This window comes from Scytonema sp. HK-05 (assembly GCF_963872035.1).
In the GTDB taxonomy this organism is placed as follows: domain Bacteria; phylum Cyanobacteriota; class Cyanobacteriia; order Cyanobacteriales; family Nostocaceae; genus Kalymmatonema.
The window spans coordinates 98,650-118,028 of record NZ_CAWMYC010000158.1; the positions used below are offsets into that span (position 1 = coordinate 98,650).

Below are 19,379 nucleotides of genomic sequence, written 5' to 3' on the forward strand. Positions count from 1 at the left end.
CATTTTCAGGGTTGTAGAGACGTTGCATGCAACGTCTCTACAGAATTTATCACAAATACTCTCGTTCCCAGGTTACTCTCGTTACTCTCGTTCCCAGGTTCCACCTGGGAATGCCTTGCGAGAGGCTCTGCCTCTGGTTTCAGGAGCCAGAGCCTCCTGAATGCATTCCCACCCAGAGCGTGGGAACGAGTCATGGTATAAAATTAGGAGATAGAATTACAAATGCATGATTATCACAATCTTAAAATTATAGGATTTGATTTAGGGCACGGAGAAACGGCTCTTACCTGGGTGCGAGCAGATAATCCAGAAACGACTCCTCAAAGTCTGCTTATTAATAACAGGAAAAGCCAAACCACCGCCATTGCCCACCATCCTAAAAAAGGAATTTTCATTGGGGAAATGGCGTATCAAATGCCCGATGCCACCATCTTTGAAATTGCCTTTAAAAGCAGAAAATTTAATGAACCAACATACCAAAAAAACATTAAAGAATTTGTGAATGCTATCTATCAGCATTTGATTGATACTAAACAAATTCAGTCAGGAGATGACAACTACTTTTTCATAGGTTGTCCATCAGGATGGTGGCAAGAAGAAATTGAGACTTACAAACAACTCCTTTCTGAAGATTGCTTGCTAAAGGCAACCGTAGTCAAAGAGTCACGCGCTGCTTTGATGCACGCCAAAGAAAGTGGCATATTCACCATAGAAGAATTACAAAAGTCGGTGCTGGTCATCGACATTGGTTCTTCCACCACAGACTACACCCTTGTCAAGGGTATGTCTGACACCCCGATAGATTTCGGACACGACTTAGGTGCATCCCTCATTGAAAAAGAAATTCTCAAGAAAACCTTGGAATGTCAAAGACAATATAGAGAGGGACGCGAAGACATTTTACGACTTGGAGAAATTCTCAGAGATGAAGAAATTCTGCAACTAGAAGAAATTTCACAGCTTGAAAAAATTTTTGAGCAAAACCCAATATACAAAAATCGCTGTGAACTCCGATGCCGTAAAGCAAAAGAAGAGTATTTTAACTATCAAGATTCTTACGAAGAGAGCATTGTTAATGTAGGCGTTGAGGATATTCAAAGAAAATATAAGTTTTTGCCTCTGGTCAATGGCAAAATTATGAACGCAATCCTCAGCAAACCTCTACCAGAACTTGCCAACAAAAGTTGGTGTGATGCTTTCCGTGACGAGTTGCAGGCAGTCAAACAAAAGTTGGAGCACATAGGCATTCAACCCAGCGTCATCCTCCTCACAGGCAGTGCTTCCAAAATGGGGTTTGTTCTGGAAATATGCCAAGAAGTCTTTCCTGATTTGCCTTGCAAGCGCGATGGAGAACCTGAACTTTCTATTGCTAGAGGACTTGCCCGTTGGGGACGGGTGTACATTCGCACAGAAGGATTTATCGAAGAAATTACTCAATTCCTTGACCAAGAATTGACAGGTATTGTGGGAAATTACATACCCTTATTCTTGGAAAAATTAGCAGAGGAACTGGCAAATGGTTTGGTAGACGAGGTCATAAAGCCAAGTGTGCAATCTTGGCGGAAGAGGGATATCATAACGCTCTCATCTCTGGAGTCGGAAATAGAGCAGAAAGCCAAAGCTTGGCTAACAGGAAGTGATGCCAATGACAAAATGGCTACTTGTTTAGTTGAGTGGTTGTCAAAAGTTCAGAACGAGGTGAGGGAAAAAACAGATTCAATCTGTAGAAAGTATGGCTTACCACTGGAAACATTTAGCAGCAAAACAATTGACTTGGGCGACCACACAGACAAGGTTCCCACTTCCATATCGTTGGATGATTTAACCGGGCTTTCTATATTTGTTGGACACCTTGTTGCTTTAATCGTAGGCGTTGTTCTGGCAGGAATATTCCATATCCTACTTTTCACTGGAATCATTGCACCAATTGTTGGGATATTAGCTTACTTTGTAGGTGAGTCCTTAGTTAAGGAAACTGATATACCTGGTTGGATACGCAAATTAGTGCCTGATCAGAAAATTGACGAACTAGCGTATCAGAAGAAACCGGAGTTGCAGCAAAAAATTCAACAGACTTTAATCCAAGATCCAACAATCGGTGTCAAACTGGGTAAATCTATTAGTGAATGGCTCAAGGAAAGTGTGCAAGAGCAAGCGGATAAAGCTAGGTTGTTGATTGCGTGATGTATGTGAGTTTTCAAATATTTGTTTTGAAAGCATGAATACCTGACAGGTAAAATTCGCAGCTAAATAAGCAAAGCCCGCCTAGATGGACTAATAGGGGATGATTTGATTCGTGTAATAGGTCTTAATCTACCCCCTTAATTCTTTGGTAATCTACTCGTCTTTGTCTTAACCAATATCTAATACGTGCTGCTGCTTCATTAATTTCAGAAACATATTCTATAACTCTTCTGTTAGAAGAGTTTATTTTTTGCCTTCTATCATCAGATATTTTGAAATAAACAATTTTTCCATCCATAGTTGTTAAAGATAATAAGTCAATATACTTTCTTTTTTCATCAGGATTTGCTTGATTTAATGAAGACCTTTCCTGTGTTTTCACAGAAACTATACTGTCATAAAGAAATTCACATGTTTCCTCATCTACTGATTCGCCTTTAAGAAAGTTCCAATAGCATCTATAATAGGAAATAAAATTTGCACATAAGAAAATTAAGAAGCACTCATAAACACCATATCTATACTTTCCGTCAAGTCCCTTTTCTTTGTAAAAATCCTTCTCATTTATCAACAAGTTTTGGTATTTGTTCTTAATTTTTTCCATTTCTCTGTCTGTAATTAAGATAAAGCTCTCTGAACTTTCGTCGGAACTAATACCAAAAAATGAAAGAATTGGGTCACGATCTACTAATTCTTTTTCAATGTTTAACTTACTCATGCCCAATTCAATTAAATCTAATTTATCCTCTTCTAGCCAAATCTTAACCTTATCTTCTAAATCGAAAATATTATAAATCTGGGACTCAATAATTTGATTTTCTAATGCTTCTATTTCATTTTTGTTCTGTTGAATGATTTCTTCCCATAAAGTAATTCTTTGTTCACAATCGTCTCGAATATTTTTTATTTTTCTTACTAAATAAATAAAAATAATAATTCCTAATATTAGGATTGATATATGAATATTTCTCCTGATAATCCTTACAAGAATAATGATAAGAAATGGTAAGAGAAGACAAGTTAAAACAAATATCAGTGTAAATAACGGTATTCTTTTTTTAGGTATAGGTGTAACCCAGAAATTGTTGTATACAAATATAGCTTTTGAAATTATAAATTTTAAAACATATTTTATATCTTCATATATCTCATTTAACAACTTTAAAAGTATTCCCTTTGATAAGAATGGAGGAATGGGTATCGGATGAGACAAAAAATATTCAATTTCACGTAGTAGAAATTTTGTATAAAATAGTTCTTTTTCATAAAAAAATAATTGTTCTTCTAAACTTTTTTTTACTTCTTCTAATGCAGGATAAGATTCGTTTTCATGATGTTTTTTGAGTAATTCAAAGTATATTCTAATCAAACTCCTTTTATAATCATTAGAATTCATCTATTTTTTCTACCTTTTTGACAAGAATAGACATCTCTTTATCTTTAATCAGAGAACTTAGCCTTACAGTTCCTACTCTAATTGTTTCTTCATCTTCTATTAATTTTTTCATATACGAATAGTAATCTTTCTTTTTGAAGCTGGCAAACTCATTAGAGCGAGGTTTACCCTTATTAAGATAATAATGACAAAAGTTAAAAATTAAGTCGAAAACCTTAACTTCAAAAGCAGTAAAGTCAAGAATATTATGTTCTTTAATATGAACATTTATTCTTAAAATTTGCAAAACTTCTTCCTGATAGCAAGGAGGTAACTGTTCTAAAGAAACAGATTTTTTGTGAATCCATTCTAGAAGACTACAGAAACTATTTTTCTGGTTATTTGGTTGTGATACCAGATTTATTATCTGAGTTAAGCTCTCAATAGAGAAATCTCTACCAACATTAACATTTTCAAAAGCTCTCTGCTGTACTTGCTTATTAGGATCTTCAGGTTGAGAGTTCATTACTTCAACTCTCCTGACTCAAATTACCAAGCTTCACATTTTGTGCTTTCACATCCTTGAGCATTTCTTGCTGCACAGAACTGCTACGTGTCGCTTTCTGGCTCATGTCTTCTGCTTCTAGATCACCTGAAATCTCGATACCACTTGCCATCACCTGCCTAATAATCTCAGATGACTCAAGTTGATTCACCAATTCTTTGAGATGATTGGCAAATGTCTCATCTTCTTTTATTTGAGTCTCCAGTTCTGCCTTAAAAATTGACTTATTCGATTCTGTAGGTTGGTTTTGCGCTCGTATCAGTAGCCCTTCCGTTCCAACTGCCTTGAATTTCTCACGGATAATAGTAACCAAACGGGCAATATGTTCCGAAACACCCTTCCCTAGAGTTTTGCCGCCCTCTTTCAAGGCTTCGGAAAAAATCAGAGTTGTGATTGCGGTAGCGAGTGTTACAAGTTCCATAGTTGATTAACAATACACCCAGGTTTTTGTTTGTAGTAGTCTATATGTTTCCAATTTCGCAAGCAATATGTAGTGATTTTGATCACTCACAGTAGTGCTAATGATAACAAGGGGATAGTTAACCATGAATCAAAACCTGCTCCACCTGCCTACCTATGACACCATAGATAATGTAATAGCCTGCAATTCCTGCCCAACCTAAGTGCGAAGCTTTCCACTATGGTCAACCCCACCATCATCATTCCCAAAACATTTAAAGTCAGTCACGAACAGTTCAAGGAACTTGCCGCCGTCAACCGTGATTTAAGGCTAGAGAGAACTGCGACTGGAGAGTTAATTGTCATGCCCCCTACTGGAAGCGATACGGGTAACCGTAACCTCAACATTGAAGGGCAACTTTGGCTGTGGAACCGTCAAACCAAGTTAGGGGTAGTATTTGACTCATCCACCGGATTTCACCTTCCCAATGGTGCTAACCGTTCTCCTGATGCCTCTTGGGTAAAGTTAGAGCGATGGGAAGCACTCACGCCCAAAGAGCGAGAAGGTTTCGCTCCCATATGCCCAGACTTTGTTGTAGAACTGCGATCGCCCTCTGACAGCATAGAAACGTTGCGGGCAAAGATGCGCGAATACATGGAAAACAAAGCCAGTTTGGGTTGGTTGATTGACCGCAAAAGCCGGAAAGTTGAGATATACAGGCAAGGTCGAGAGGTGGAAGTATTAGACAATCCCACGACTCTATTAGGAGAAGATGTGCTACCGGGATTTGTCTTGGACTTGAGCGAAGTTTGGTCATGAATGATTATAAAAGGAGACACGACGCTGAATCCTAACCTACCAGAGGTCAATCGCTATGAGCGAGGATAATTTGTTGTCGAGAATTTCTATCGACCCGAATATTTGTTTTGGTAAACCTTGCATTCGCGGACATCGTATTTGGGTTTCTCTCATTCTTGATCTCTTAGCGACCGGTGAAACTATTGAGGAAATTCTTGAGGAATATCCTAGCATTGAGCGGGAAGACCTGCTTGCTTGTCTCGCCTATGGTGCAGAAATGGCGCGGGATGTTTTTGTTGAAATTCCTTTAGGTACAACCAAGGAAGCAGATGCGTAAAGTGAAAGCTGGAGTCAAAGGTGTAGGTGTAGGTGCAAGAGAAACCTTACACCTTTGAATCTTCAATGAAGTTTTAAGAAGAAATTTCTAGATTGTAACGTTGGCAAAGGGTTTTGAGTTTTTCTTTGACGAGCGATCGCACATTTTCCGGCGACACAATCAAAACATCTGGGGCATCTCGCAAGACTTCGCGGATAAACCAGTAGGTATTGGTAACACGTCTGATAACTCGACGCACTGGTGGAGAAGCTTCTAACAATTTACTGTCTACATCTTCATTTTTGTTTTTGTAAGCAAAAGCTAAGCGTCCATGTATATTGTGAACAACTGCGACACGACGTAGGTCAAATAAGTTCTTCCGCTGACCAATGTAACTATGGGTGGGGGTGTTATTTGAAGCTTGTCTGTTAGCATCTAATGTGACATTGTTTTGAATTGGTGGTGAAAATGGAGTCAATATGAATCAGCAATTGCCTCAGTTCATCCACCGGGTTGTCGATCGTTTGCAGTCAATTCAGGGAATTGCAGCGATCGCTCTAGGTGGTTCAAGGGCACGAGGCAACCATACACAGAAGTCAGATGTAGATCTAGGAATTTATTACAAGCCAGAGAATCCGCTTGATCTGATTGCTCTAAATCACCTCGCCTCTGAACTTGACGACAACCACCGCGCAAATCTAATCACCCCAATTGGTGAATGGGGGAAATGGATTAATGGCGGTGGTTGGCTAAAGGTAGAAGGTGTATCTGTAGATTTTCTCTATCGTGATGTGGTTCAGGTTAATCGTGTCATTGGTGATTGCCATGCTGGGCAAATCACGATTGATTACCAACCAGGACATCCCCATGGCTTTGTGTCCTCTATTTATATGGGTGAAGTTGCCATTTGTCTGCCACTTCACGATCCGGATGGCGTTTTAGACGCTTTAAAGGCTAAGACAACTCCCTATCCGATTCAGCTTAAACAAGCAACTGTTAATACTTTTGCCTGGGAAATTAGTTTTTCACTGTTAATTGCACAAAAGGCAGTTGCACGCGGTGATGTTGCCTATGCAGCAGGTTGTTGTTTCCGCAGCGTAGCTTGTATGAATCAGGTATTATTTGCACTCAATGAAGAGTACTTATTGAATGAGAAAGGCGCGGTAGCAGTTGCCAACAGCTTTGCGCTGTGTCCACGGAACTATCAACAACGGGTTGAGTCAGTGTTTGCTAATTTAGCGGTTGATGCAAAATCAATAATGGATGCGATCGCCATCCTTGAAGGAATTGAGCAGGATTTGAGTCAATGGTATGGCAATCGTCGGTTAGTCATGTAAAGTCTAAAGGGTTTCATTGACTCCTCATTAACTTCACGCTGCTGGATAGGAACTGACACTACACAACTAGAGTCCAAGATTGGGGGCACTAGCCTTTTACAGTTGTATTGTCAAAAATATCACTTGTGAACCTTAAAGCGATTCTTCTCAGTTTATTGTTACTCGGAGCCAGTTCCCCCGTCCTATCTCAGGACATCCCACAAAAACCAGAAAATACCATCCCAACACCGCCCTCAAGAGAATTCCGAGGTGTGTGGATTGCTACCGTAGGCAACGTTGATTGGCCCTCTCGACCCGGCTTAACCAGCGACCAGCAAAAGGCAGAACTCATTACGATACTTGACAGGGCGGTAGCATTAAAGCTCAACGCGGTCATCTTTCAGGTACGCCCAGCCTGTGACGCTCTATACCCATCTCCCTACGAACCTTGGTCAGAGTACTTAACTGGACAAATGGGCAAAGCGCCAGAACCTTATTATGACCCTTTAGCTTTTGCAGTGGAAGAAGCGCATAAACGGGGTTTGGAGTTTCACGCATGGTTTAATCCCTACCGTGCCCGTCAAGCAAACGCAAAATCCGAAATTGCGGCTAACCACATTAGCAGAACTCAACCACAGTTAGTCAAGCACTATGGCAAGGCTCTGTGGCTAGATCCTGGAGAAACGGCAGTTCAGGACTACTCTCTAAAAGTCATTATGGATGTTGTTAGCCGATATGACATAGATGGAGTTCACATTGACGACTACTTCTATCCTTACCCAGAACGCGACGGAGGGAAGCAGATTGACTTCCCCGACGAACTCAGCTGGCAACAATATCTGCGTACCGGAGGGACACTCAGCCGCAGTGACTGGCGGCGCGAAAATATCAACACGTTTGTTCACCGTCTTTATCAAAGTGTCAAAACTCAAAAACCTTGGGTGAAAGTTGGCATTAGCCCGTTTGGAGTTTGGAAACCGGGCTACCCTCAAGCGACAGCAAATAAAACCTTCAACGCCTACGACCAAATATATGCTGATTCTCGAAAATGGTTGGTGAACGGCTGGCTAGATTATTTGTCACCACAACTTTATTGGAAGATTTCACAAACTCATCAAAGTTATCCCGTTTTGCTGAACTGGTGGCTAGAGCAAAACTCCTTGGGTAGGCATATTTGGTCTGGAATTTACACGAGCCGCGTAGGTAACGACACCTCGAAAACTTGGGATGCTCACGAAATATTCTCTCAAATTCAGGGGACGCGGGGTTTTTCAGGAGCGGGTGGCAACATTCACTTCAGTATGAAATCCTTGATGCAAAATCGTGGCGGAATTTCTGACTTGTTAGCAAAGGAGGTTTACACAAAACCAGCATTGGTTCCTGCATCGCCGTGGTTAGATAACACAGCACCAGGTAAACCTGAACTGACAATATATAAAGATCCAATTACAGGCAGAATTCAACTTAACTGGAAACCCACAGGGCAGCAAAAAGTTTGGTGGTGGGTTGTGCAGACTAAAACAGGAAGTGAATGGACGACAAATATCTTACCCGTCGGGCAAACTTCCTACGTGTTAAATAATACGCAAGTTGAAAGTGCGGCTGTCTCCGCAGTGACTCGCTACGGCACTCAGGGAGCGATCGCCCAAACGACACTGACAAAGCCAATCGCTGTTACACCTTTTAAATCAATACAGTCCAGATAAGACCAAAACCATTATAAACACGTCAATGTAGAGACGTTGCATGCAACGTCTCTACATGTGTACAATCTTTACCAACAATCCTTCACTGAACCGTATTGCCTTTTAATTGACGTACTCCTCGGCATAAATGCACGAGAATTCTTAAAAGATGTTCGAGTGTAGGCATTAGCCATACATTTCCACCTTAATTCCTGTTTCTTAGACTCAAAGCTTGACTGAAAATCAGTCCCCGCCAGACCCTCCGGGTATGCCTTCGGCACGCTACGCGAACGCCAGTCGCCTGCTGTCGGGAAACCCTCCCGCAGCGCTGGTCTCACCGTCTCCACAAGCATTTTGGTTTTACGTCCACGACGCGTCCCACCGCAGACTGTGGTACAGCCCTTCATACTACGTTTCTACCCTCGGAGTCCAGTTATGGATATCCTGTATGGGTCGCCACCCAGTACCTTCAAGAATTATACCAGAGAAACAACAAGTTAAAACTTGTTGTGTCGGGTTTCATCCCCTGGCTTTTAAGCAAGGGGTTCTCACCCTCCCACTATGCTTTGATAGAAGTATGAAATGTGTCCTAGATGTGCATCAACCTAGCATCAGAACTGCGATTTGACGGAGCGCTCACAAAAAATACCCTTCATCAGGTAATAGTAAATTGTGAACAGAATTGTTGAGAAAATTTGTTCACCCCAACCACCGTGCCAGAATTCAAATGCTTCTTTCCCCCAGAAGGTATTTGCAAACGCTAGCAACATAATTCGGGGTAGATTCAAAACAAAAGCCAGAACAATTCCTAAAATAACTAATCCTACTGTTTGTACCCAGTTTTGCTTAAAAATTAAGCCCAATAACAAGCTAGTTGCAGCCATAGTAATAGCCATATCAGTGCCAGTACAACCCCACTCTACCTGGATTGCACCTGTGCCTAAATAGATAATATTATCAGTTGAAGTCGCTGACTGACCTATAGCTTGAAGTCCTAGACTACCACTCCAAGCCACCAAGTGCTCTAGAGTCTTGTGGGAATTAACGGATATCCATAGATAATCTATGAGATAATTTGGTGTTGGATGTATGCTTAGAAGTATCAAGAAGGTAGGCTGCGGGTACTTTTTGAAGAAACTTACACCCCAAGAACTTAAAGCAATCCCAACTAAGACCAAAAACCACAGTAGAGCCTGTGACCAGAAGGCGAAACGACAGAACCCAAAAAGACCTACACTAGTCAGAATTACGATGTGTCCTAGTCGCCTCTGTTCGACAGGAGCAATTAGCTTAGCCAGTTGGTTTCGCTGATGCCATAGCTCTTGTATTGCTAGATAAGCAGCTCCAAAGACAAGTAAAGGAAACGCAACACCGTGAACAACTAATTTTAGTAGAATCCCTAACCAAGCAGGCAGGTAACACAAACCTACTACAAGACCACATAGAACTATCCAATTGTGAGCAGTTCTTGGGCTTTTAAACAACAACAGCCGACCCATATTGCCTACCTTTTACCACATTTTTACAGCACTGGGATTCTATGCATTGGTATAATCTCCGGAGATAACCTCAAGCAGCAATGCTATCTCCCCGCTAACTGCTGTCAGTAGTATGCTAAGAGCTTTTCCACGTTGCTCTAAAGACTTCCTGCCTTATCAGCTAGGTAGAACCCAATTGACAGATAAATAAGAATGATGGCTCTCTAGTCAAAGTTTTGCCTTAAAAGTGCCATCATTTATGACTTATAGCTAGTGAGCCTAAGCGGGACGACATAACAGTCCAGGTACTTAGCTGTAAGAAACTTTAGATATCAACCTCAGCCTCCTTAGCCTTGCGCTTGCGTAGTAAGCCCACGCCTAAACCAATTAAACCTGGCAGTAGAGCCGGAGTGGGAACTTGTGCGCAGTTTCCTCCCAATACTCCAACGCAAGCATTAGCATCAACAACATTAGTATCAACATTAGCATTAATATTAGCACCTTGAGCTTGAGCAGACTGCTGATGGCTCAGTGTTAACCCTGTGAATACGGCAACAGTGACGGCTGCGCTCATGAAAATAGCTTGCAATTTCATGTCCATCTTCCGGTAACTTCATAAGAAATTTCATAACAATCTAGTGTTACTTATGTTCTATTTCCATCCGAAATTTTACTGAAAAGTTGTTTGCCTGTTATTTTGCAACTCGCATTTGAAACTCTATTACCTAAGTATGAAGTGCAAATATTTCATCAACTAGGGATGATATTTCAACACAAGAGTGCAAATACTGAACACCTAATTGGCTTTCCTTATCTATGTGTCATAACAACCGTATTCGTCGCTGTCGGCTAATGAATTCACAGAAGTACAGGAGCTACATCGGCTCCAAGCGTTGCTCTCTTATTAATCAGCCAAAGCATAAGCTTAACGCATAATGGCAAAATTCAGCAGATAATGACATAAAACCAGCTTGTAAGTTACCTATGCCACAGGATAACCAAATCGCTGTCGAATTCCACAATGTTACCTTTAGCCGTAACAACCGCCCTTTAGTATCAAACCTCAATTTTTCTATCCATCGGGGGGAAGCACTGATATTACTAGGGCGCAGTGGAAGCGGCAAAACCACGACAATGAAATTAATCAATCGCCTATTTATACCCACACAAGGCGAGGTGTTATTTGATGGCATTCCCACCGCTCAATGGGATGAAATTAAACTGCGGCGCAAGATTGGTTATGTCATTCAAGAAACGGGTTTATTCCCTCATTTCACAGTGGAACGCAATGTAGGTTTAGTTCCATCTTTAGAAGGTTGGAAACCCAAACAAATTAAAACGCGAGTTTATGAATTGCTGCATTTAGTTGGTTTAGATCCAGAAAAATTTGCTCAAAGATATCCACATGAACTTTCAGGAGGGCAAAGGCAACGGGTTGGTGTGGCAAGGGCGCTTGCAGCAGATCCGCCAGTATTATTGATGGATGAACCGTTTGGCGCACTCGATCCCATTACGCGGTTGGAACTGCAACAAGAATTTAAACGGTTACAGCAGGAACTGGGGAAAACAGTTGTGTTTGTCACTCACGATATTCAAGAAGCATTTGTCTTGGCATCGAGAATTGGGTTAATGGATGGGGGAGAATTAGTAGTGTTAGGTACAACCAATGAATTTTTGCATTCTCAACATCCAGAAGCCCTCGCATTTCTCCAATGTCTTAAGCCAGCTATATGAACATCACTGACTTCTTCTTAATAAAATATGCCCCGGAAATCCTGGAACGCACTCTAGAACACTTGCTACTTGTAGCGATTTCTATCGGGATTGCCACTGTTATAGGTATTCCACTTGGTATATTAATTACCCGACAGAAGAATCTCCGTCAACCAATTCTCGGGATTGCGAATATTATGCAAACCGTTCCCAGTTTGGCGCTGTTTGGCTTGCTTATCCCTGTGCCTGTCATTGGCGGAATTGGAGCAAACCCTGCAATTTTTGCCCTGATTTTGTATTCTCTATTACCAATTATTCGTAACACTTACACGGGTATTACTGGTGTGGATTCAGCCATTATAGAAGCTGGGCGGGGAATGGGAATGACTGATAAAGAACTCTTGCTTCAAGTGGAGATTCCCTTGGCGCTAAGTGTGATTTTGGCAGGAGTGCGGGTGGCGACGGTGATTGCGATTGGAATTGCCACGATTGCTGCAGCAATTGGTGCTGGTGGTTTAGGGGAGTTGATTTTTCGAGGTATTTCAGCGGTGAATAATCAGTTGATTTTAGCTGGTGCGATTCCTGCAGCAGTGATTGCTTTGCTTGCTGATTTTGCGATTGGTTGGTTGGAAGGGAAATTTAAAATTACAAAAAAATAGGGTGCGTTGTCATTAATAAACCGCAGAGGAAGCCGAGGAGGAGAAAGAGAGATAAATGAAGAGATTTTTTGCCTTTTTCCTTTTAACTTTTGCCTTAGTACTGGGAATTGCCAGTTGTAACCCCAGCACAAGTGGCGGTGGTGGTGGTGATATTGCCGTTGCTTCAAAAGGTTTTACTGAACAAGATATTTTAAGCGAACTTTTAGCACAGCAAATCGAAGCAACAACCAATTTAAAAGTTCAGCGTCTTCGCTTTACGAGTGCGTTAGTCACTCATCAAGCGATTACTGCTGGCAAAATTGATGCTTATGTTGAGTACACGGGTACGGCTTTTACTGTTATTTTAAAACAAAAAGCAATTAATGATCCAAAAGAAGTTTATCAGCGCTTAAAAGAAGCTTACGCTCAACAGTTCAATCTGGAAGTGATGGAGTCGTTGGGTTTTGAAAACACTTTTGCAATGATTATACGCGGTGAAGATGCAAATCGTTATAATATCAAAACTCTTTCGGAAGCTGCTCAATATACACCTCAATGGCGTGGTGGTTTTGGCTATGAATTTATAGAACGGGAAGATGGTTTTCCTGGATTGTCTAAAAGTTACGGTTTGCGCTTTGCAAAATCTCCTCGGATTATGGATTTGGGGTTGATATACCGGGCGATTCTACAAAAGCAAGTAGATATGATAAATGGTAATTCGACTGATGGGCAAATTTCTCGCTTGGGTTTAGTTGTGCTTAAGGATGATAGGCAGTATTTCCCACCTTATCAAGCGACTCCAATTCTACGGAAAGAAACTTTGCAAAAGTACCCGGAAGTTAGGAAGGCGATCGCCCAACTTGGTGGAAGAATTTCGGCAGACGAAATGCGCCAATTGAACTATTTGGTTGAGGGCGAGTTACGTGATGTTAAAGAAGTTGTCAGCGAGTTTCGCAAAGCTAAGGGTTTAGCCTCACGACAAGATGTAAAGACGTAAAGTTGGCAATGCATTTTATGACGGATGCTGGGGATGAAGGATGTGTGGGGCTAACAGATCATTGATTAGACAAGAGTGCAAAAATCAAATTTATGAAAATGAAACCACAGATGGACACAGATGAACACCGATAAATTATCTGTGTGCATCTGTGTCCATCTGTGGTTCAAAATATCCATATACCATGAATCTTGCAAAAAAATATTACATTTTTTATTCTATTGATTCTTGAGAACATATCATATTATATATTTTTCCAAAAAATTATTTATGAATAATATTTTAATGAAAGTTATCAGATTTCCTTTAAAGACTTTGATAATAGGCGCTTGTGTTGCTGGTGGAAGTGTCTTTGCTCAAACATTAACTCTGCCACAAAATTTGATTGCTTTCAATTCGCCTGAAGGTGAAAAATTATTTGTTCAAAGTCAATCGAGGGAAGATTTTTTTCCACTCAGTATGCAGTTTATCACGCAAAACAATCAGGCATATTGTGGAGTTGCTAGCATTGTTATGGTGTTGAATGGGTTGCAAGTTCCTGCACCAGATACGCCCCAGTATTCTCCTTATCGTGTGTTTACTCAAGAAAACTTTTTTAGTAACGAAGCGACGCGAAAAGTGTTACCACCCGAAGTTGTTTCTCGTATGGGTATGACGCTAGAGCAGATAGGGCAATTGTTGGCTAGTTATGGTGTTAAGGTCAAAGTTTACCACGCTGCTGACACTAACCTAGAAGATTTTAGAAAATTGGTTTCACAAAATTTGAAACAGCCAGCTAATTTCGTCATAATTAATTATTTACGTAAAGAAATTGGGCAACAAAAAGGCGGGCATATCTCGCCCATAGCAGCATACAACGAGAAAACAGATAGGTTTTTAATCATGGATGTTGCTCGTTACAAGTATCCCCCGATTTGGGTGAAAACAGCGGATTTATGGAAGGCTATGGCAACGCCTGATTCAGTTTCTGGTAAGACACGGGGATTTGTATTTGTCAGTCGAAGTTAAAGGTTGAAGGCAGAAGTGCAATAGTCTATTCTGCCTTTCGACAGATGCACAATAAGTAATATTCCTTATGGGAACTTCAAAGATGCATTTTGAGTCTAACTTGTCTGTTCATAATCCTCCCAGTTTAAGGGTCCCTAATCCCCAATCCCCAATCCCCAGTTCAATAGATTATTCGTTTTTCCACACCCGAGTTATTATTGTATCCACACGAGAACCGCTATCATTATGGTTCAGCCCCAACATGGATTCAGCCGAGGTGTATCTTTCGGTTTTCGCCAGTGGGTGAGTTACACAGTTATTCTCAGCCTTCTCGGTTTGTCTACTGCCTGCGGTGGTACAACCCAGGCACAGGATAATACTTCTGAAACTCCTTCTGCAGCAAATCCCAGTTCTACCACTCGGGTTGTTGCTCTTGGTAAGTTAATCCCAGAAGGAGACGTGATCAAGATTTCAGTAGCAAATGCGCAGGATAGCCGCGTTAACCAAATTTTGGTAAAGGAAGGCGGCTTTGTCAAAGCAAATCAAATCATTGCCATCCTTCAGGGAAAAGATAGAGCTGAACAACAGCTGAGGGATGCTAGGGCAAATGTTGCTATTAAACGGGCGCAGTTGCTGAAAATCCAGCAGGGAGACGTAAAAGAAGGAGAAATTGCTGCCCAACGTGCGGCTATTGCTGAGTTAGAGGCTCGCATTCGTTCTGAAACGAAACAGAGAGAAGCAGCGATCGCCTCTTCTGAAGCAACTCTGCGCAATGCTCAGCTGAAATATCGGCGTAACCTTGCTTTGTCAAAAGAAGGAGCTATCAGTACCTCTAACCTAGATAATGCACAAGAAGAGTTTGACAAGGCTACAGCAATTCTTGCACAAAACAAAGCAGAGTTAGAAAACACTAAGACGACTTTACAGGCACAACTTGCTAAAGAACGAGCGAATTTGGCGAAATTGCAAGAAGTTCGCCCAGTCGATGTAGAAATTGCCAAAGCTGAATTAGAACAAGCCCTGATTCAGGTGGAACAACGAAAGGCTGAATTGGACAACACCCAAGTGCGAGTACCGATTTCTGGACAAATTTTGAGAATCAACACCCGCGTTGGAGAACTGGTGAGTACCCAACAAGGGATAGCAGAATTGGGAAGGACAAACCAAATGTATGCGATCGCCGAAGTCTACGAAACTGATATTGTCAAAGTGCGTCCCGGGCAGCAAGCTATAGTTACGAGTGAATATGGCGGCTTTGGCGGCGATATTCGGGGTAAAGTTGACGAAATTGGTTTACAAATTGGCAAAACGCGTCTTAATCAAGACCAGAGTAACCCAACTAATGATGTCAATGCTCGTGTTGTGGAAGTGAAAATCCGCCTTAACCCACAGGATAGTCCGAAAGTAGCCGCTTTAACAGGTATGCAGGTAAGAGTCAAAATTGATACTGATTCTAAGTAAGGACGAGATTTCAAAACATCAAAGAAATAATGAACCACAGATGGACACAGATGGACACAGATGAAATTTCCCTATTTGAAATCATTCTTCAAGAATTTTGACTTCGAGACTCCCCTTGCTTGGGCGCAATTGTCTCATCAAAAGGTTCGCCTTGCTGTTGCAACGACAGGCGTTTGCTTTGCCAACATCCTGATGTTTAGCCAGCTAGGGCTTCTGGCTATGCTGACAGATGGATCAACCAAACTTCATGAAAGTTTGGCTGGTGATTTGCTGTTAGTATCGTCTTTCAGCCCAAGTTTACTGTTTAGAATCTCTTTTCCACGTGCTTACCTTTATCAAGCAGCAGCTGTAGAAGGTGTCGCTTCTGCTAGCCCTGTATATATAGGTAGGGCGAATTGGGTGAATCCCAATCAGTTATCTTCTTCTGGAGAGAGTTATATTGCCAAAGGAAAACGCCCACGTTCGCGTCTTTTTGGTAACGAAGTCAGGATAATTGCCTTCAATCCTGCCCAACCTGCCGTACTGAATATGCCAGAAGTTAATCAGCAGTTGGCAAAATTGGCAATCCCAGATGCTGTATTGTTTGATCGCCTATCCCAATCATCTCTTGGAGATATCCCAAAACTGCTTGGCAAGAAAGAAGAGTTACCAACTATCATGGACAATCACCGCACCTATGTTGTTGGGCTTTTCAATATGGGCAGCACCATGAATGATAAAGGTAATGTCATCATCAGTGACTGGAATTATGCTCAACGGAATGGGCAAAATAGTCTCCAACAAGTCAGGATAGGAGTCTTGACTCTAGAAAAAGGAGCAAACAAAGAAACAGTGCAAGCAAAATTGCGCGATCGCCTTCCCAAAGATGTTGCTGTGCTGACTCGTGAGGAATTGATTCAACGAGAACAGCAATTCCATGCATCACAGCCCGAGGGAGTCATCCTGAAGTTCGGTACTATTGTAGGTTTTGTCGTCGGTGTCATCATCCTTTATCAAGTCCTTTACGCTGATATCAGCGACCACCTATCTGAGTATGCCACACTCAAAGCAATGGGTTATTCAGATCGCTCGCTGCTTATGGTGGTACTTCAGGAAGCGATCATTCTTGGTGTCATGGGGTTTGTCCCCGGCTTTATCGCTTCAGTGGGGATCTATCAATTGCTGGTTACACTCACAAGAATTCCTTTAACCATGAAGGTGAGTGTTGCCATTCAGGTATTTATTCTGACTCTAGTTATGTGTGCCGTATCAGGTGCGATCGCCACAGGAAAACTTCGTTCCGCCGATCCTGCAGATGTGTTTTAATTGACAATTCCCCGACTTCAACAAGTCGAGGGATAATCAGCATCAGGATTTTTGTGAAACGGTATAACGCTTCGCTGGAGCCTGATTCCTCAAACGTTACTAGTCCCTAATGAGAGAATGAATCTACGAGGTTTTACTGAGACAAACTATTTTGAGTATTGTTTCCACCAGCAGAAGAACCGCTACTGGGCGTGACATCAGATTGATTTTGTCCCTCTCCAGAAGGAGTCGCTGTACTGCTATCGCTTGGTGATGTTGTAGGAACAGTCGTGGAGGTGGTGGTATTAGTACCTGTCTGTTCACTAGAAATACCACTGTTTAAGCTTGCCGATGGCGTGGGCGTGGTTGGTTTTGCAGAAGAAGTTGGTTTAGCTGCAGGCGCTTGGGGCGGAACAGTGATCTTGATGTTAGGTGTCGTAGGAGTGGGTGTTGATAACGCCTTTGGTTGAGGAACTAGGATTGGAACTGGAACTTCCCTAGTTCTTTCAATGATTGTTGTTTGGGGTTGAGGACTTTGAGTAGCTACAGGAGATGGACTGGGAGATGCGCTGTTAGTCGGTGCAGGAACCTCTGTTGGTGTAACGGTATTATCTACACCTTGATCGTGTTGATTCATGTACCAAATGGCACTGCCAGCCAACGCTGCTACTATGGCAATAAAAAAGCCTAACAACAATCCACGAGTCGTGTTGTCATTATCTCGTTGTGCTAGTTCCTCCTGCTGATAGTTGCGCTCAGATTCTCGACCGTGGAGATAACCACTTTGGTACGACTGAGAATTCACTCTACCATTATTAACCGCTTCACTGGTTGGCGTTACCTTGCTGTGAGTATTTCCGTTACTATCGGTATAATTTTCTCGCGGAACTTCATCGTGACTTTTGTTATTATCGGTCATATGTCTTAATGGAATTGTTATAGTAAATTGAAAAATGTAGATGCAAAGAATTTCAAAGTTTTTTTAAGTAGAATTACGACTGAATACAAACCCTGGTGTTAGTTTTAAAACTGACTTTTAAAGTATTATCAAAATAACTTCTGTATTTTACAAACGGTTCTATCTAAAGAAATGATATAATCCTCCACCAAAGGAAGGATTGTTTAACTTTCGGTAGCAAACATTGCACTTTTATCACCTACCCTTCAAATTGACTATCTGACTTGGATGTAGCTATATGAGGAATAGAACTGAATTGGCATAATCTGCGTCCTGGTGTCAGTCCGAGTACAAACTTAATTCCTAGTCCAATAATTTAGTCCAACTTATGGAACCTACCGTAGCAGTCTGCAATGTTAACCACGCTTTCGGTCAAGGGATATTGCGTAAACCCGTGCTGAGTGATGTGAATTTGGATATTTACCCAGGAGAAATTGTTATCCTCACTGGTCCGTCTGGTAGTGGTAAAACAACATTATTGTCCTTAATTGGAGGATTGCGTTCTGTGCAGGAGGGTAATCTAAAAGTCCTTGGTAAAGAACTACGGGGTATCAGTAAAGGACAACTCACTAAAGTCCGCAACAAAATTGGTTTTATCTTCCAACACCACAACTTACTGAAATGCCTAACTGCTTATGGTAATGTCCGTATGTCCCTGAAACTGCACCAGGAAATTCCTAAACAGCAGTATCGACAACGAGCTGTCGCAACACTGCAAGCAGTGGGATTGAGTGATAAGGTGGACTGCTACCCCGCAAATCTTTCAGGAGGACAACAGCAACGGGTGGCGATCGCTCGTGCTTTGGTTGCTCAACCTAGATTATTACTTGCAGACGAACCCACTGCATCGCTGGACAGCAAAACCGGTCGAGATGTTGTTGATATTATCCAGCGCCTTGCAAAAGAAGAGGGCTGCTCTGTGCTACTTGTGACCCACGATAACCGTATCCTAGATATTGCTGATCGCATTGTTCATATGGAAGATGGTCGCATACAACGGCATTGAACAAAAAAGTTTTAATGGCATTTGGTACTCTAGATATGGGTTTAGCCCTCAAAAAAAAGCTAAGATGATCCTTTAGATCGATCCTGTCTAAATTTGCCCTCTGATCCAATTTTCGGTAAGAAAGCCGTATTTACGGGCGAGGTGATGAGTCCAGTCTTGTAAGCGCTTCCTTGGGCCCAGAACAGTTATTACGAAAGTGATGTACTATACAAATAAAA

General features: G+C 41.7%; 20 protein-coding genes. 13 read left to right on the forward strand and 7 right to left on the reverse strand.

Translation table 11 applies throughout. The features are described from left to right. The first annotated feature begins 222 nt into the window (after positions 1 to 222). Positions 223 to 2,184, forward strand: coding sequence for an Hsp70 family protein (locus AACT52_RS36830; protein WP_073628479.1), 1,962 nt, complete (start codon positions 223 to 225; stop codon positions 2,182 to 2,184). Between the two features lie 124 nt (positions 2,185 to 2,308). Here the strand turns inward: AACT52_RS36830 and AACT52_RS36835 are convergent, their stop codons facing one another. From AACT52_RS36835 to AACT52_RS36845, 3 genes are read right to left on the reverse strand one after another with little or no spacing between them, the layout of a single operon-like run. Continuing rightward, complete coding sequence (locus tag AACT52_RS36835; protein WP_073628481.1) at positions 2,309 to 3,580, reverse strand: hypothetical protein; 1,272 nt, start codon at positions 3,578 to 3,580, stop codon at positions 2,309 to 2,311. Next, positions 3,570 to 4,085: a hypothetical protein gene (locus AACT52_RS36840; RefSeq protein WP_073628483.1), complete on the reverse strand. Its 516-nt coding sequence runs from the start codon at positions 4,083 to 4,085 to the stop codon at positions 3,570 to 3,572. The genes AACT52_RS36835 and AACT52_RS36840 overlap by 11 nt, the downstream gene beginning before the upstream one ends. A gap of 4 nt (positions 4,086 to 4,089) precedes the next feature. Further along, a complete protein-coding gene (locus tag AACT52_RS36845) occupies positions 4,090 to 4,545 on the reverse strand; it encodes a hypothetical protein (protein ID WP_073628485.1) in 456 nt (151 codons plus the stop codon). 219 nt (positions 4,546 to 4,764) lie between these two features. Here AACT52_RS36845 and AACT52_RS36850 point away from each other — a divergent pair, with 219 nt between their 5' ends. Together AACT52_RS36850 and AACT52_RS36855 are read left to right on the forward strand one after the other, a co-directional pair. Further along, complete coding sequence (locus tag AACT52_RS36850; protein ID WP_073628487.1) at positions 4,765 to 5,343, forward strand: Uma2 family endonuclease; 579 nt, start codon at positions 4,765 to 4,767, stop codon at positions 5,341 to 5,343. Positions 5,344 to 5,398: 55 nt separating this feature from the next. Then, positions 5,399 to 5,659, forward strand: coding sequence for a DUF433 domain-containing protein (locus tag AACT52_RS36855; RefSeq protein ID WP_073628489.1), 261 nt, complete (start codon positions 5,399 to 5,401; stop codon positions 5,657 to 5,659). 73 nt (positions 5,660 to 5,732) lie between these two features. Here the strand turns inward: AACT52_RS36855 and AACT52_RS36860 are convergent, their stop codons facing one another. Beyond that, complete coding sequence (locus AACT52_RS36860; protein WP_198940845.1) at positions 5,733 to 6,116, reverse strand: hypothetical protein; 384 nt, start codon at positions 6,114 to 6,116, stop codon at positions 5,733 to 5,735. A gap of 1 nt (position 6,117) precedes the next feature. On the opposite strand from AACT52_RS36860, the gene AACT52_RS36865 reads away from it, so the two are divergent. The 3 genes from AACT52_RS36865 to AACT52_RS36875 all read left to right on the forward strand — a co-directional run bounded on the left by AACT52_RS36865 (position 6,118) and on the right by AACT52_RS36875 (position 9,267). Next, the gene (locus AACT52_RS36865; protein ID WP_073628491.1) at positions 6,118 to 6,975 is read left to right on the forward strand and encodes a nucleotidyltransferase domain-containing protein; all 858 of its coding nucleotides are present in this window, start codon (positions 6,118 to 6,120) and stop codon (positions 6,973 to 6,975) included. 125 nt (positions 6,976 to 7,100) lie between these two features. Continuing rightward, positions 7,101 to 8,660, forward strand: coding sequence for a glycoside hydrolase family 10 protein (locus AACT52_RS36870; RefSeq protein WP_073628493.1), 1,560 nt, complete (start codon positions 7,101 to 7,103; stop codon positions 8,658 to 8,660). 211 nt (positions 8,661 to 8,871) lie between these two features. Further along, positions 8,872 to 9,267, forward strand: a complete 396-nt coding sequence (locus AACT52_RS36875; RefSeq protein ID WP_158054540.1) for a hypothetical protein — start codon at positions 8,872 to 8,874, stop codon at positions 9,265 to 9,267. Here the strand turns inward: AACT52_RS36875 and crtC are convergent. After that, positions 9,251 to 10,138, reverse strand: a complete 888-nt coding sequence (crtC, locus tag AACT52_RS36880) for a cyanoexosortase C (protein WP_073628497.1) — start codon at positions 10,136 to 10,138, stop codon at positions 9,251 to 9,253. The two genes, AACT52_RS36875 and crtC, sit on opposite strands and share 17 nt — an antisense overlap. Before the next feature lie 304 nt (positions 10,139 to 10,442). After that, positions 10,443 to 10,712: a PTPA-CTERM sorting domain-containing protein gene (locus tag AACT52_RS36885; RefSeq protein WP_073628499.1), complete on the reverse strand. Its 270-nt coding sequence runs from the start codon at positions 10,710 to 10,712 to the stop codon at positions 10,443 to 10,445. 389 nt (positions 10,713 to 11,101) lie between these two features. Between AACT52_RS36885 and AACT52_RS36890 the strand changes: the two genes are divergently transcribed. From AACT52_RS36890 to devC, 6 genes are all read left to right on the forward strand, one after another. Beyond that, positions 11,102 to 11,851 carry an ATP-binding cassette domain-containing protein gene (locus tag AACT52_RS36890; RefSeq protein ID WP_073628501.1) on the forward strand — a complete coding sequence of 250 codons (750 nt, stop codon included), beginning with the start codon at positions 11,102 to 11,104 and terminating at the stop codon, positions 11,849 to 11,851. Further along, the gene (locus tag AACT52_RS36895; RefSeq protein WP_073628503.1) at positions 11,848 to 12,489 is read left to right on the forward strand and encodes an ABC transporter permease; all 642 of its coding nucleotides are present in this window, start codon (positions 11,848 to 11,850) and stop codon (positions 12,487 to 12,489) included. Before AACT52_RS36890 ends, AACT52_RS36895 begins: the two co-directional genes overlap by 4 nt. A gap of 55 nt (positions 12,490 to 12,544) precedes the next feature. Next, positions 12,545 to 13,465: a glycine betaine ABC transporter substrate-binding protein gene (locus AACT52_RS36900; RefSeq protein ID WP_073628505.1), complete on the forward strand. Its 921-nt coding sequence runs from the start codon at positions 12,545 to 12,547 to the stop codon at positions 13,463 to 13,465. 270 nt (positions 13,466 to 13,735) lie between these two features. Then, positions 13,736 to 14,473 carry a phytochelatin synthase family protein gene (locus AACT52_RS36905; RefSeq protein WP_073628507.1) on the forward strand — a complete coding sequence of 246 codons (738 nt, stop codon included), beginning with the start codon at positions 13,736 to 13,738 and terminating at the stop codon, positions 14,471 to 14,473. Between the two features lie 225 nt (positions 14,474 to 14,698). Next, positions 14,699 to 15,913, forward strand: a complete 1,215-nt coding sequence (locus AACT52_RS36910) for an HlyD family efflux transporter periplasmic adaptor subunit (RefSeq protein WP_073628509.1) — start codon at positions 14,699 to 14,701, stop codon at positions 15,911 to 15,913. A 60-nt stretch (positions 15,914 to 15,973) separates the two neighbouring features. After that, entirely contained in the window at positions 15,974 to 17,218 is a 1,245-nt protein-coding gene (devC, locus tag AACT52_RS36915) for an ABC transporter permease DevC (protein WP_073628511.1), read from the forward strand. Between the two features lie 133 nt (positions 17,219 to 17,351). Here the strand turns inward: devC and AACT52_RS36920 are convergent, their stop codons facing one another. Continuing rightward, complete coding sequence (locus AACT52_RS36920; protein ID WP_073628513.1) at positions 17,352 to 18,116, reverse strand: hypothetical protein; 765 nt, start codon at positions 18,114 to 18,116, stop codon at positions 17,352 to 17,354. 367 nt (positions 18,117 to 18,483) lie between these two features. On the opposite strand from AACT52_RS36920, the gene AACT52_RS36925 reads away from it, so the two are divergent. Further along, positions 18,484 to 19,161 carry an ATP-binding cassette domain-containing protein gene (locus AACT52_RS36925; protein WP_073628515.1) on the forward strand — a complete coding sequence of 226 codons (678 nt, stop codon included), beginning with the start codon at positions 18,484 to 18,486 and terminating at the stop codon, positions 19,159 to 19,161. Positions 19,162 to 19,379: the final 218 nt, after the last annotated feature.